Source organism: Pseudomonas frederiksbergensis, from assembly GCF_003732275.1.
Classification (GTDB): domain Bacteria; phylum Pseudomonadota; class Gammaproteobacteria; order Pseudomonadales; family Pseudomonadaceae; genus Aquipseudomonas; species Aquipseudomonas frederiksbergensis_H.
In genome coordinates this window covers 30,839-44,842 of record NZ_MOBM01000013.1, presented here as the reverse complement: position 1 = coordinate 44,842, position 14,004 = coordinate 30,839, and the positions used below count along the sequence as shown (strand labels likewise).

Here is a 14,004-nt window from a genome sequence, read left to right as displayed (position 1 = left end):
ACAAATGCGCGGAACACTATCGGCATTCGTGGCCCGAATACCGACAGTGCGCAAAACGTCAGACCTTCTCGCTTTGAACCTGAACGTACAACGAACGCCCGGCACCGAGGCCGGCGATGATCGCGCCGAGGCCGATGACGCCGAAGATCCAGCCCAGGGCAGTCCAGCCGCCGGTCCAGTCATGCACCACGCCGACCGCGAACGGCCCCATGGACGCCAGGGTGTAACCGAAACCCTGGGCCATGCTCGACAGGTTCGCCGCCACATGAGCATCCCGCGAGCGCAGCACGATCAGGGTCAAAGCCAGGCTGAACGTAGCGCCCTGCCCCAACCCCAGCAGGATCGCCCAGCCCCACAAGCCATCGATCGGTGCATAAAGGCAACCGAACAAACCGCCGAGGGTCATTGCCATGACGATTACGATCGCCAGTCGCTGATCCTTGCCACGCGTCGCCAGCCAAGGTGCTGCCAGGGAACTGATCAACTGGACAATCACCGAACCCGACAACACAAGACCGGCCTGGGTTGGCGTCAGACCGCGGCCGATCAGGATCGACGGCAGCCAGCCAAACACGATGTAGGCCAAAGACGATTGCAGGCCCATGTACAAGGTCACTTGCCAGGCCAGCGGATCACGCAGCAGGCCTCGGACCCGATAGGCAACATGATGCGCGCCGTGCTTCTGACCGACTTGCGGCAGCCAGAAAATCGCCGCGACCAACGCTGGAACCACCCAGAAGCCGAGACCCAGGGCCCAGCTTTTGTCGAAGTGTTCGCTCAACGGCACAGTTGCCCCAGCCGCCATGGCCGCGCCCAGGCACAGGGCCATGGTGTAGACACCGGTCATGGTGCCGGCCTGTTTCGCAAAGTCGCGTTTGACAATACCGGGCAGCAGCACGCCTATCACCCCGATGCTGGCGCCGGCCAGCACGCTACCGGCGAACAGACCGATCTCGCCGAACGAACTGCGCAAAATGATCCCGCCGGCCAGCGTCAGAAGAATCCCCAACACCACGCGCTCGGCCCCAAAACGTCGCGCCAGCACCGGCGCCAATGGCGCGAACAGACCGAGGCAAAGTACCGGCAAGGTCGTCAGCAAACCGGCTTGGGCAGCCGATAATCCCAGCGTCTTCGAGATCTCGCTGAGCATCGGCGCCATGCTCGACAACGCCGGACGCAAATTCAGCGCCACCAGAATCAGACCGAGCAACAACAGCCATGGCCGCCGCAGGACCGGGTGAGTTTGCTGAACCTGTTCGTCATCGGCCTCGGCGTCGATCAACAGCTCTTCGAGCTCCGCCGTACGCTTGAGCTCAGTGCTGCTGCGGTTGCTGGCCTGCTGGGTGGGCATGGGGTTCTCGGTTTCAAGGTTCATTGATCAACTGCCTCGACAGGGCTTTGGCCCGTTCCGGGTCGCGTTGCTCGACGGCATCGAGCAGTTCGACATGAAGGTCGAACACCGCTTGGCGTCGGGGGGAGATGTTCAGGGTCTGGCGCAAGTGCGCGCCGACGATGCTGGAGAAATAGCGATACAGCTCGCTGAGTGTCGGGTTGTGTGCCGCATCCACCAGTCGACGGTGAAACACCAGATTGCAGGCGATGTAGGTGTCGAGATCGCCGTGGTAGTGACTGCCGCTGACGCCTAGCGCTTCGCGCAATGCCACCAGGTCTTCCTCGGTGCGGCGTAACGCCGCGAGGCCGATGGCTTCAACTTCCAGAATGTGCCGGGTTTCCCGAGCCTGTTCCTGAGTGCAACGGGACAGCGCCTTCATGGTATCCAGCGGATCAATTACCGCCCGCAGATAACTGCCGTCGCCTTGGCGAATCTCGATCAACCCCGAAAACGCCAACACGCGCATGGCTTCGCGCACCGTGTTGCGGCTGATACCCAGCTCAGTCGCCAGTTCCGGCTCGGTGGGCAAGCGCTGTCCGACCGTCCAGACGCCTTGATTGATGCGCAGGCGTAACTGGTCCAGGGCCTGATCGACCAGGGATCGTTTAATCAATGGAGAAATGTCTGACATAGGATTCGCCTTTTCATCCAATCATAGGATGAATTTTCTGACATGTTAGTCAGCTTCGTCTGAGAGGACAACCGCCTAGGGTTAGAAGGCAGGAAACAGAGCGGGATTTTCGATTGTTAAAATTACCCTTTAAGGGTAATTTTCATCTCAGAGTTGAAGTGTCTTATGGAAAAGAACACACCTCATTACGACTTGGCGGTGGTCAAGGCGGAGGTCGCCAGGATGGGGGTCCACGCTTTTACTAACAAAGCGTTGGAGACAGGCCGGAGCATGGGACTCAATTACCAGAGCATGCAAAAGGTCATTTATGCATTGGAGAGAAGGATGCTCTACAAATCCATGACCACTTATTTGGATCACCGAACCTGGCAGGACGTCTACCACGCGCAAGTTAATGATCAGGAGATTTACATTAAAGTGACCTACTGCCCCGGCGGTGGCGCCCCAGTGATCTCCTTTAAGGAGAAAAACCAATGAACATACGGCAATGCATGAGCTGTGGCGCCCACGACGGCATGCATCACTTCGTCGATCGCAGTCTCACCGTCAATTACAAGCAAATGTCGCGACGGGTGCCTGATCTTGCTGGGTGGGAGTGCAAGGTGTGCGGTGAAATCATCTTCGATGACACCACAGACAGCGCCCAGCGATATGTCGATACAGGCGACAAGCTGCTGGAAGACTGCTTTCAAGTCATGGGGGCCGAGATAAAACGTATCCGCCGCAAATTGCACCTCACACAGAAAGAAGCGGTGAAGCTACTCTCCGGCGGTGGGCACAATGCTTTTTCCCGCTATGAGCGCGGCGAGCTAGCCCCGCCTCAGCCGCTGTTTACGCTGATGCGCCTGCTTGACCGTCACCCACACCTGATGGCCGAAGTGCATGCGCTCAGCGAGGGTGCCGATTTAAAGCAACTGTTGGCGACACGTTATCCAGAACAAGAAACCGTCCTGACGCAATAATCCAGACAAAAATAAACCCGGAACATAGTCCGGGTTTATTTCACTGCCTGGCTTGGATCAATGCAGAATCTGGCTCAGGAACAGTTTCGTACGCTCATTCTGCGGGTTATCGAAGAAGTCGTTCGGCGCAGCCTGTTCGACGATTTCACCCTTGTCCATGAAGATCACGCGGTTGGCCACGGTGCGCGCAAAGCCCATTTCGTGGGTCACGCAGAGCATGGTCATGCCGTCTTCGGCCAGGCCGATCATGGTGTCCAGAACCTCTTTCACCATCTCTGGGTCGAGTGCCGAAGTCGGTTCGTCGAACAGCATGATTTTCGGTTTCATGCACAGGGCACGGGCAATCGCCACACGCTGTTGCTGACCGCCGGACAGTTGCCCCGGGAATTTATGCGCCTGCTCCGGAATGCGTACGCGTTCCAGGTAATGCATGGCGATTTCTTCGGCCTTGCGCTTGGGCATCTTGCGTACCCACATCGGCGCCAGGGTGCAGTTCTGCAGGATGGTCAGGTGCGGGAACAGGTTGAAGTGCTGGAACACCATGCCGACTTCACGGCGGATCGCTTCGATCTGCTTGAGGTCGTTGGTCAGTTCCACGCCATCGACCACGATGCGGCCCTGCTGGTGTTCTTCCAGACGATTGAGGCAACGGATGGTGGTGGATTTGCCGGAACCCGACGGGCCGCACAAAACGATACGCTCGCCTTGCTTGACGTTCAGGTTGATGTCTTTCAACACGTGGAACTGGCCGTACCACTTGTTCACGCCCTGCATCTGAATAATGCCTTCGGGGCTCACTGTCTTTTTGATTGCTTCGCTCATCAGAGAACTTCCTAAATTAGGTACTGCTTTAGCGCTTGTGGCCAGTGTCCAGCTTGCGTTCCAAATGCATGGAATAGCGGGACATACCAAAACAGAAAATCCAGAACACCAGGGCCGCGAACACATAGCCTTCAGTGGCCATGCCCAGCCATTTCGGGTCGGCGGCGGCTTGCTTGACGCTGTTGAGCAAGTCGAACAGGCCGATGATGATCACCAGGCTCGTGTCCTTGAACAGCGCAATGAAGGTGTTGACGATGCCAGGGATCACCAGCTTCAGGGCTTGCGGCAGAATCACCAGGCCCATGCTGCGCCAGTAACCGAGGCCCATCGCTGCAGCCGCTTCGTACTGACCTTTGGGGATCGCTTGCAGACCGCCACGCACCACTTCAGCGATGTAGGCCGACTGGAACAGGATCACGCCGATCAGCGCCCGCAGCAGTTTGTCGAAGTTCATGCCTTCGGGCAGGAACAACGGCAACATCACCGAAGACATGAACAGCACCGTGATCAACGGCACGCCGCGCCAGAATTCGATGAAGGTCACACAGACCACACGAATCGCCGGCATGTTCGAACGCCGGCCCAAGGCCAGAACGATACCCAGCGGCAATGCGCCGACGATACCGACGGTAGCGATCACCAGGGTCAGCATCAGGCCGCCCCACTGGCTGGTCGCCACGGTGCTCAGACCGAACAGGCCACCGTGCAGCAGAAGGTAGGCAATGATCGGATAGAGCACCAGAAAGCTCAGGCCGTAGATTGCCTTGTGTGGAACGCGTGCGACGAACAACGGCGCCACGCCAATCACTGCCAGCCACACGGTCAGGTCTACGCGCCAGCGCAGGTCTGTCGGGTAGTAGCCATACATGAACTGGCCGAAGCGCTGCTGGATGAACACCCAGCAGGCGCCCTCCTTGGTGCAATCGGCGCGAGTGGTGCCGACCCAGTTGGCGTCGAGAATTGCCCAGCTCACGATAGGCGGAACTATCAGGTAAATCAGATAGAACGCGAACAGCGTCAGCAGGGTATTGATCCAGCTGGAGAACATGTGCGCCCGCATCCACGCCACGACACCGATGCTGCTGCTCGGTGGTGGCATGTCGGGTTTGAAAGTATGAGTCGTCATGCGCTTTTCCTTACCGCTCGATCAGCGCAATGCGCTTGTTGTACCAGTTCATCAGCAGGGAAATGCTGATACTGATCGCCAGGTACACGCTCATGGTGATGGCAATGACTTCGATCGCCTGCCCGGTCTGGTTCAGCACCGTGCCGGCAAACAACGACACCATCTCCGGATAACCGATACCGGCCGCCAGCGAGGAGTTTTTCGCCAGGTTCAGGTATTGGCTGGTCAGCGGTGGAATGATCACGCGCAGGGCTTGCGGGATGATCACCTTGCGCAGGGTCGGACCGTTGCGCAATCCCAACGAGTGCGCCGCTTCGGTCTGGCCATGGCTGACCGACTTGATGCCCGAACGCACGATCTCGGCGATAAACGCCGCGGTGTACACCGTCAAAGCCAGGGTCAGCGCCAGCAGTTCCGGGATCAGCACCCAGCCACCGACGAAGTTGAAGCCCTTGAGCTCCGGCATTTCCCAGTGCAGTGGCGCGCCGAAGATCAAGGCGCACAGCGCAGGGATCACCAGGAACATCGCCAGGCCGACCCAGAACTTGTGGAACGGTACGCCGGTCGCTTCGAAACGCTTGTTGGCCCAGCGGCACATCAGCACGATGGCGACGATGGCCACGACGATGCTCACCACAAACGGCCAGAAACCGTCCGCCGTCAACGCTGCGGGCATGTTCAGGCCGCGGCTGCTGACGAAGAAGGTGTCGCCGAAGTTATGGCTGTTGCGAGGCCCCGGCATGGTCAGGAACACGGCGAAGTACCAGAACAGGATTTGTAGCAGCGGTGGAATGTTACGGAAGACCTCTACATAAACCGTCGCCAGCTTGGCAATGATCCAGTTCTTCGACAGCCGTGCCACACCGACGATGAAACCGAGGATCGTCGCCAGGATCACACCGATAAAGGTGACCAGCAGGGTGTTGAGCAAGCCGATGACAAACACCCGGGCATAGCTGTCCGATTCGGTGTAGTCGATCAGGTGCTGAGCGATGCCGAAACCGGCGCTGCGCTCCAGAAAACTGAAACCGGAGGTAATGCCCCGGTGTTGCAGGTTTGTTTGAGTGTTGTCGAACAGGTACCAACCCATTCCGACCACGGCGACAACCGTGATGATCTGAAACAGCCACGCACGCACTCGTGGATCGCTGAGGCTGAGCCTCTGCTTTGGTGCGCCGATTGAATTTTGCATGAAGTGCCCCGGAAATAATGGAACAGAACATCACCCGGTGGTTGGCCCACCGGGTGATAGAACCATCAGCGCACTGGTGGTGCGTATTGAATGCCGCCGTTGGTCCACAGGGCGTTCAAGCCACGGTCGATTTCCAGCGGAGTGCTCTTGCCGAGGTTTTTATCGAAGACTTCGCCGTAGTTACCGACTTGCTTGACGATTTTAACCACCCAGTCTTTCGGCAGTTTCAGATCCTTGCCGTATTCACCGTCGCCACCCAGCAGACGGGCAACGTCCGGGTTCTTGGTCGACTTGGCTTCAGCCTCGACGTTTTTCGAAGTGATACCGGCTTCTTCGGCGTTGAGCATTGCATAGCCAACCCAACGAACGATTGCCAGCCACTCATCGTCGCCGTTACGTACGACCGGGCCCAAAGGCTCTTTGGAAATGGTTTCCGGCAGAACGACATAGTCTTTAGGCGAGGCCAGTTTGCTGCGCTGTGCGTACAACTGGGACTTGTCGGAGGTCAGCACGTCGCAACGACCGGATTCCAGCGACTTGGCGCTTTCATCGGAGGTGTCGAAAGTGATCGGGGTGTACTTCAGGCCATTGGCGCGGAAGTAGTCGGACACGTTCAGCTCGGTGGTGGTACCGGCTTGAATACAGATGGTTGCGCCATCCAGTTCCTTGGCACTTTTCACGCCCAGCTTGCTGTTGGCCAGGAAACCTACGCCGTCGTAATAGGTGATGAAGCCAGGAAACTTCAGGCCCATGCCCGCGTCACGGGAACTGGTCATGGTGGAGTTGCGCGACAGCATGTCGATTTCGCCGGATTGCAGAGCAGTGAAACGCTCCTTGGCATTCAACTGGCTGAATTTGACCTTGGTCGCGTCGCCGAATACGGCAGCCGCTACAGCGCGGCAGAAGTCAGCATCGATACCAACGATCTTGCCGGTAGAGTCCGGAACCGAGAAGCCCGGCAGACCGTCACTCACACCACACTGTACGAAACCTTTCTTCTGCACTGCATCCAGGGTTGCACCCGCCTGAGCGAACCCACTGACACCGAGCACTGCGGCTGCAGTCACGATGGCCAGGGTGGATTTCAATAACTTCATTCAAACCTCCAGTTTTGCTCTTGTTGTGTCGGAGCTTGAGCCCTGTCGCACCCTTATGAGGCGTTGTTGACCCGTGTTGGCTTTTTTTAGGGTCAACCGACGCAGGACCGTCGCTATGAGTCTAGTAGGAGAAAATCCACATCATGGACAACTCCCTTCTCACCAATCGGCCGAACGGGCGGTAGCCCTTTCACGTTCGCGAAGCCCGTAGCGGCCTTTGGCGAACATCCATCACCGGATTCTTTGCTATCCCACGACCAGCCGTACACTGATAGTGTTACCGCCAGGCATGAGATTGGTTGCACAGGCTTCCCTATAGCAAAGCCCGTACCAGACCGCTCGCTAAAGCGATTCAGCGGCAGGTCAATAGCAAAACTTGTAGCCTTGCGACATCTTCTTAACTGATCAACCCGTTGCGCACTCCAACCTCGCACTTAAATGAGAGCGCATGCACAAATATGGAGCACCCATGACCGAGCCCTTGATTCTTCAACCCGTCAAGCCCGCAGACGCTTGCGTTATCTGGCTGCACGGACTGGGCGCCGACCGCTACGACTTCCTGCCGGTGGCTGAAGCGCTGCAAGAAAGCTTGCTGACTACCCGCTTCGTCCTGCCCCAGGCACCGACTCGCGCCGTCACCATTAACGGTGGCTACGAAATGCCGAGCTGGTACGACATATTGGCCATGAGCCCGGCGCGCGCGATCAGCCGAGAGCAGCTGGAGGCGTCCGCGCAACGGGTCTTTGATTTGATCGAAGAGCAGAAGGCCAGCGGAATAGACGCCTCGCGTATCTTTCTCGCTGGTTTCTCCCAAGGTGGTGCCGTGGTATTGCACACGGCCTTTGTGAAATGGCAGGGACCGCTGGGTGGCATACTTGCCCTCTCCACTTATGCGCCGACCTTCAGCGATGAACTGGAGCTTTCCGCCAGCCAGCAGCGCATTCCGGTGCTGTCATTGCACGGCCAGTACGATGACGTGGTTCAAAACTCCATGGGCCGGACCGCCTACGAGTATTTAAAGCAGCGTGGTGTCACCGTGACATGGCAGGAATACCCAATGGGCCACGAAGTGTTACCCGAGGAAATTCGTGACATCGGCGTCTGGCTTGCCGAGCGTTTGCGTTAAAAGCTACCCATTGATCCATCCCACTACGCCGCGCCCGATTCTTGCATTACACTGGCCGGCGTATATTCCTTAACCAATTGATGAGATGACCGTGCTCAAAGCACTCAAGAAAATGTTCGGTAAAAGCGAGACTGAGCAGCTCGCGCCAGTCTCCAGCGCTCCTTCTCATACTCCCAGCCACCGCACCGACGGTAATCAGCCTGGCCGGACCGCAACCGTAGCGGCACCGAAACACGAGCCGGTGACCACACCGACCGCCCCCGCAGCTCCGGCCATCGCCTCTGAGCAGCCGCGCAGCGAAGCCCCGAAACCGGCAAAACCGCGTCGCGAACCAAAGCCAAAAGCGCCGGTTATTCCCTGGAAACTCGAAGACTTCGTCGTCGAACCCCAGGAAGGCAAAACCCGCTTCCACGATTTCAAACTCGCCCCCGAACTGATGCATGCCATTCAGGACCTGGGCTTTCCGTATTGCACGCCGATCCAGGCGCAGGTGCTTGGCTTCACCCTCGCAGGCAAAGACGCCATCGGTCGCGCCCAGACCGGCACCGGCAAAACTGCCGCCTTCCTGATTTCGATCATCACTCAACTGCTGCAAACCCCGCCGCCCAAAGAGCGCTACATGGGTGAACCGCGGGCACTGATCATCGCCCCGACCCGGGAACTGGTGGTACAGATCGCCAAGGACGCAGCCGACCTGACCAAGTACACCGGCCTCAACGTCATGACATTTGTCGGCGGCATGGACTTCGACAAGCAACTCAAGCACCTCGAAGCCCGTCACTGCGACATCCTGGTGGCCACTCCGGGCCGCTTGCTCGACTTCAACCAGCGCGGCGATGTGCATCTGGACATGGTCGAAGTGATGGTGCTGGACGAAGCCGACCGGATGCTCGACATGGGTTTCATCCCACAAGTGCGTCAGATCATTCGCCAGACTCCGCCGAAGAACGAGCGTCAGACACTGCTGTTCTCCGCGACCTTCACCGAAGACGTGATGAACCTCGCCAAGCAATGGACCACCGACCCGTCGATCGTCGAGATCGAGTCGCAGAACGTGGCCAGCGAAAACGTCGAGCAACACATCTACGCGGTGGCCGGTGCCGACAAATACAAATTGCTCTACAACCTGGTCAACGATAACGGCTGGGAACGGGTGATGGTCTTCGCCAACCGCAAGGATGAAGTGCGGCGCATCGAAGAACGCCTGGTGCGCGATGGCGTCAACGCGGCGCAATTGTCTGGCGATGTGCCGCAGCACAAGCGCATCAAGACCCTGGAAGGTTTCCGCGAAGGCAAGATCCGCGTGCTGGTGGCCACCGATGTGGCCGGTCGCGGCATTCACATCGACGGCATCAGCCACGTGATCAACTTCACCCTGCCGGAAGTCCCGGACGACTACGTGCATCGCATCGGTCGTACCGGCCGTGCCGGCGCCGATGGTGTGTCCATCAGCTTTGCCGGTGAAGACGACTCCTACCAGCTACCGTCCATCGAGGCGCTGCTGGGTCGCAAGATCAGTTGTGAAACGCCACCGACCCATCTGCTGCGGGCGGTTGAGCGCAAGCGCCCGTAACCCGGGTCTTTCAGAAAGAGGCGCAGCCGGCAACAGACTGCGCTTTTTTTTCGTCCGGCTTTTTCAACAGGAGCTTGCTAGAGACAACTAAAAGTCCATAATGGACAAATTAGTTTACTTTCAGCGCCCGGAGCCGACCATGCCCAGCACGCCTTACGTGATCACCCAACCTCAAGCCCGCGAACTGCTGGCACAAGTTGACGTGCCGCAGATCCTGCGCAAGCTGTTCCGCGACCTGGCCGCCGGGCAAGCCGTGCAGCCGGCGCAACAGCTGGTGGAATTCCCGCAGGGCGCCGGGGACTTCATCAACTACCTGGGGGTGTTGGCCGAAGACGGGGTATATGGCGTCAAGACGTCGCCTTACATCGTGCGCGAGCAAGGCCCGCTGGTGACGGCGTGGACACTGTTGATGTCGATGCAGACTGGCCAGCCACTGTTGCTTTGTGATGCCGGTGAACTGACCACCGCTCGCACGGCCGCGACCACGGCGGTGGCGGTCGATGCCCTCGCGCCGCTGAAGGCGAAACACCTGGCGATCATCGGCAGCGGCAAGGTGGCCCAGGCGCACCTGCACTACGTCAAGGACCTGCGGGACTGGCAAAGCATCAGCCTCTACTCCCCGAACCTGAGCGGCAAGAACCCCGAAGCGTTGGCACAGCTCAAAAGCCTCGATCCACGACTGACCCTCGCCGACAGTTGCGAAGCCGCGATTCAGGACGCCGATGTGATCATGCTCTGCACCTCGTCCGCCGGCCCGGTGATCGACCCGTCAATTTTGAGCAAACCGGCGCTGATCACCTCCATCAGCACCAACGTCCCGCGCGCCCATGAAGTGCCGCCGCAGAGCCTCAATGACATGCAGGTGTTCTGTGACTATCGTCAGACCACTCCCGGCTCGGCCGGTGAAATGCTGATCGCCGGTGAGCAGCATGGCTGGGACAAGCGTTCGATTGTCGGCGACCTGCCCGACTTGCTCAGCGAAAAAGTCCAGCGCCCTGAATATGATCGCCCGGTATTCTTCCGCTCCATCGGTCTGGGTCTGGAAGACATCGCACTGGCCAATGCCCTTTACCAACTACAGCGCTAGCAACACGAACCCCTGTAGGAGCTGCCGAAGGCTGCGATCTTTTGATCGTGCCAAAAAAGCAAAGTCAAAAGATCGCAGCCTCGTTTCACTCGTCAGCTCCTACAGGGGAATTCCACAATTTCGGCATTTGCGCCCCACAGGAGACGTTCATGAGCCAGGCAGATTTCATCATCATCGGCGGCGGGATTGCCGGCGCTTCCACCGGTTTCTGGCTGTCGCAGCACGGGCGAGTGATTGTGCTCGAACGCGAATCCCACCCGGCCTATCACTCCACCGGTCGCTCGGCAGCGCTGTTCACCGCCGCCTACGGCACACCGCAGGTTCGGGCATTGACTCAGGCCAGCCGCGACTTTTTCGACGCACCGCCGCCCGGTTTCTGCGAACACCCGCTGCTGACGCCGCGCGGCGAGATGACCGTCGACTTCACCGGCGATCCGGCCGAGCTGAGCAATCAATACCTGAGCGCCAAAGCCACGGTGCCGCAAATGCAATGGCTCAGCGCCGACGAAGCCTGTGCGCGTCTGCCAATCCTGCGCCGGGAAAAAGTCCATGGCGCGATCTACGACCCGACCGCCAGCGACATCGATACCGACGCCTTGCATCAAGGCTATCTGCGCGGTATCCGGCGCAATAAAGGTGAAGTTCATACCGACAGCGAAGTGTTGAGCCTGAGCCGTGATGCCGAAGGGCAGTGGCAAGTTCAAACCAACACTCAGACCTTCAGCGCCCCGATCATCATCAACGCCGCCGGTGCCTGGGCCGACAAGATTGGCGAGCTGGCCGGCGCCCAACCTCTGGGCGTGCAACCCAAGCGCCGGGCAGCCTTTATCTTTGCTGGTCCCGAGGGCCTGGATATCCATGACTGGCCAATGCTGGTCAGCCTCGATGAGTCCTTCTATATGAAGCCCGACGCCGGCATGTTCCTCGGATCACCGGCCAACGCCGACCCGGTAGAACCGCACGACGTACAGCCCGAAGAACTGGACATCGCCATGGGTATTTACCAGATCGAAGAGGCCACCACCCTGACCATCCGCCGCCCGACCCGCACTTGGGCCGGCCTGCGCAGCTTCGTGCGCGACGGGGATTTGCTGTCCGGCTTCGATCAGCAGGTGCCGGGGTTGTTCTGGGTCGCGGCGCAAGGCGGCTACGGCATCCAGACGTCGCCGGCTATGGGCCAGGCCAGTGCTGCACTGGTGCGCGGCGAAGCCTTGCCCGAGCAGCTCACCCGTTTCGGCCTGGACGCCGGGATGCTCTCCCCCGCCCGCCTGAGCTGATCCTGTCCCTCAGGTGACGTGTCCACACGATTGCGGCAAACTTCCAGCGTCCCTTTTTAACGGGACGCTGACGCTGCCTGGAGCTCCACTGTATGAACGCACCTGAAAAAGACTCGGCCCTGGACGCTACGTCCATGGACAACTTCCGCGCGATTGCCGATGCCATCGCCACGTTGTTCTTCCCTCACGCCGAGGTGGTGCTGCACGACCTGCGCACGCAAAAGGTCGATTACATCGCCAACAACCTGTCCAAACGGGAAATCGGCGACGACTCGTCGCTGGAAGACATGCTCAGCGAAGAGGTCAGCGAACGAAACATCGGGCCGTACGAAAAGCTTAACTGGGACGGCCAGAAGATTCGCAGTCTCAGCAGCGTTCTGCGCGACAGCGAGGGTCGTCCGCTGGCGGTGCTGTGCATCAACCTGAATATCTCGCTGTTCGAGAACGCGAAAGCGGCGCTGGATTTGTTCCTGTCGCCGACCAAGCTGATCCCGCAACCGGACTCACTGTTTCGCGATGACTGGCAGGAACGGATCAATACTTTTCTGCACGCCTGGCTACGCGAGCGTCAGCTGAGCCTGAATGTGCTGACCCGCGACCACAAACGCGAACTGGTGCTGGCGCTGCACGCCGAAGGCGCCTTCAAAGGCAAAAGCGCCTCCAACTATGTGGCCAATGTGCTGAACATGGGGCGGGCGACGGTGTACAAGCATTTGAAGGAATTGAAGGGTTGAGCTTTGAGATGTGTGCTGTCTGGCAAGGCCCCATCGCGAGCAGGCTCGCTCCCACAATGGACCTGCATCCGCAAGACTAATGTGGGAGCGAGCCTGCTCGCGATGGCGATCAATCAGTCGCCGTAGATATCCGACTTGAAATACTTCTGCGAAATCTTCTGATACTCGCCATTGGCGCGAATCTCGTCGATCGCCTTGTTCAGATCCGCCACCAACTGCGTGTTGCCCTTGCGCACGGCAATCCCGGCGCCCTCGCCCACGTATTTCGGATCCTTGAGTTCCGGCCCGACAAAAGCGTAACCGGCACCACGCGGCATCGCCAGGAAGTCACTCAACGGGATGGTGTCGGCAAAAATCGCATCGAGACGACCGGCTGCCAGATCCATGTAGATCTCTTCGTTGTTACCGTAGCGCTTGACGTTGATGCCCTTGGGTTCGAAAACCTCGGTGGCGTAACGGTCGGTGGTGGTTGCGCGCTGCACGCCGATATTCTTGCCCTTGAGGCTGGCGTACTGGTCATCCACCACTGCGCCGTCCTTCATCACCAGACGCGATGAGGTGAAGTAGTATTTGTGGGTGAAATCCACCGATTTCTTACGGTCTTCGTTAATGGTCATGGACGACAGCGCCATGTCGATTTTCTTCACTTTCAGGGAAGGAATCAGACCGTCGAACTCGCCTTCGACCCACTCACACTTGACCTTCATCTGCGCGCACAGGGCATTGCCGATGTCGTAGTCGAAACCGACTATTTTGCCTTCCTGGGTTTTGGACGCGAACGGCGGATAAGCCGCTTCGATGCCGATGCGCAGGTTTTTCTCGGCGGCGAACAAGCTACTGCACGCCAACAGGCTCAAGGCCAGACCGGTGATGAGGGGGAATTTCTTCATATTCGTTCTCTCGCGGGTTGTTGTTGGTTTGGCAAGACAGAAGAAAAAACTGAAACGGGGGGCCTTTTTTGTACTTAGAATTCCATACTGGACT

The 14,004-nt window shown here is 58.7% G+C and carries 14 protein-coding genes; 7 read left to right on the top strand and 7 right to left on the bottom strand.

Annotated elements, in window-relative coordinates; all coding sequences use genetic code 11:
- Positions 1 to 58 precede the first annotated feature (58 nt).
- Both BK662_RS11610 and BK662_RS11605 read right to left on the bottom strand, forming a co-directional pair.
- Entirely contained in the window at positions 59 to 1,375 is a 1,317-nt protein-coding gene (locus BK662_RS11610) for a CynX/NimT family MFS transporter (protein WP_123358176.1), read from the bottom strand.
- Positions 1,365 to 2,024, bottom strand: a complete 660-nt coding sequence (locus BK662_RS11605) for a FadR/GntR family transcriptional regulator (protein ID WP_123358175.1) — start codon at positions 2,022 to 2,024, stop codon at positions 1,365 to 1,367. The genes BK662_RS11610 and BK662_RS11605 overlap by 11 nt, the downstream gene beginning before the upstream one ends.
- A 165-nt stretch (positions 2,025 to 2,189) precedes the next feature.
- Between BK662_RS11605 and BK662_RS11600 the strand changes: the two genes are divergently transcribed.
- Together BK662_RS11600 and BK662_RS11595 are read left to right on the top strand one after the other, a co-directional pair.
- Entirely contained in the window at positions 2,190 to 2,501 is a 312-nt protein-coding gene (locus BK662_RS11600; protein WP_123358174.1) for a type II toxin-antitoxin system MqsR family toxin, read from the top strand.
- Positions 2,498 to 2,986, top strand: coding sequence for a type II toxin-antitoxin system MqsA family antitoxin (locus BK662_RS11595; RefSeq protein WP_123358173.1), 489 nt, complete (start codon positions 2,498 to 2,500; stop codon positions 2,984 to 2,986). The genes BK662_RS11600 and BK662_RS11595 overlap by 4 nt, the downstream gene beginning before the upstream one ends.
- Positions 2,987 to 3,043: 57 nt before the next feature.
- Here BK662_RS11595 and BK662_RS11590 read toward each other — a convergent pair whose 3' ends face one another.
- From BK662_RS11590 to BK662_RS11575, 4 genes are all read right to left on the bottom strand, one after another.
- Positions 3,044 to 3,808: an amino acid ABC transporter ATP-binding protein gene (locus BK662_RS11590; RefSeq protein WP_123358172.1), complete on the bottom strand. Its 765-nt coding sequence runs from the start codon at positions 3,806 to 3,808 to the stop codon at positions 3,044 to 3,046.
- 28 nt (positions 3,809 to 3,836) lie between these two features.
- Positions 3,837 to 4,934: an amino acid ABC transporter permease gene (locus BK662_RS11585; RefSeq protein ID WP_123358171.1), complete on the bottom strand. Its 1,098-nt coding sequence runs from the start codon at positions 4,932 to 4,934 to the stop codon at positions 3,837 to 3,839.
- 10 nt (positions 4,935 to 4,944) lie between these two features.
- A complete protein-coding gene (locus tag BK662_RS11580) occupies positions 4,945 to 6,126 on the bottom strand; it encodes an amino acid ABC transporter permease (RefSeq protein ID WP_123358170.1) in 1,182 nt (393 codons plus the stop codon).
- A gap of 65 nt (positions 6,127 to 6,191) precedes the next feature.
- A complete protein-coding gene (locus BK662_RS11575; RefSeq protein WP_123358169.1) occupies positions 6,192 to 7,223 on the bottom strand; it encodes an amino acid ABC transporter substrate-binding protein in 1,032 nt (343 codons plus the stop codon).
- Between the two features lie 469 nt (positions 7,224 to 7,692).
- On the opposite strand from BK662_RS11575, the gene BK662_RS11570 reads away from it, so the two are divergent.
- From BK662_RS11570 to BK662_RS11550, 5 genes are all read left to right on the top strand, one after another.
- Complete coding sequence (locus BK662_RS11570) at positions 7,693 to 8,349, top strand: alpha/beta hydrolase (protein WP_123358168.1); 657 nt, start codon at positions 7,693 to 7,695, stop codon at positions 8,347 to 8,349.
- An 85-nt stretch (positions 8,350 to 8,434) separates the two neighbouring features.
- On the top strand, positions 8,435 to 9,922 hold the full coding sequence (rhlB, locus tag BK662_RS11565; RefSeq protein WP_123358167.1) for an ATP-dependent RNA helicase RhlB: 1,488 nt from the start codon (positions 8,435 to 8,437) through the stop codon (positions 9,920 to 9,922).
- Positions 9,923 to 10,061: 139 nt separating this feature from the next.
- The gene (locus BK662_RS11560; RefSeq protein WP_185047114.1) at positions 10,062 to 11,009 is read left to right on the top strand and encodes an ornithine cyclodeaminase family protein; all 948 of its coding nucleotides are present in this window, start codon (positions 10,062 to 10,064) and stop codon (positions 11,007 to 11,009) included.
- A 149-nt stretch (positions 11,010 to 11,158) separates the two neighbouring features.
- Positions 11,159 to 12,286 carry an NAD(P)/FAD-dependent oxidoreductase gene (locus BK662_RS11555; RefSeq protein ID WP_123358165.1) on the top strand — a complete coding sequence of 376 codons (1,128 nt, stop codon included), beginning with the start codon at positions 11,159 to 11,161 and terminating at the stop codon, positions 12,284 to 12,286.
- A gap of 92 nt (positions 12,287 to 12,378) precedes the next feature.
- Entirely contained in the window at positions 12,379 to 13,020 is a 642-nt protein-coding gene (locus tag BK662_RS11550) for a helix-turn-helix transcriptional regulator (RefSeq protein ID WP_038981650.1), read from the top strand.
- Positions 13,021 to 13,133: 113 nt separating this feature from the next.
- Here the strand turns inward: BK662_RS11550 and aotJ are convergent, their stop codons facing one another.
- Positions 13,134 to 13,910 carry an L-arginine-binding protein AotJ gene (gene aotJ / locus BK662_RS11545; RefSeq protein WP_123358164.1) on the bottom strand — a complete coding sequence of 259 codons (777 nt, stop codon included), beginning with the start codon at positions 13,908 to 13,910 and terminating at the stop codon, positions 13,134 to 13,136.
- Positions 13,911 to 14,004: the final 94 nt, after the last annotated feature.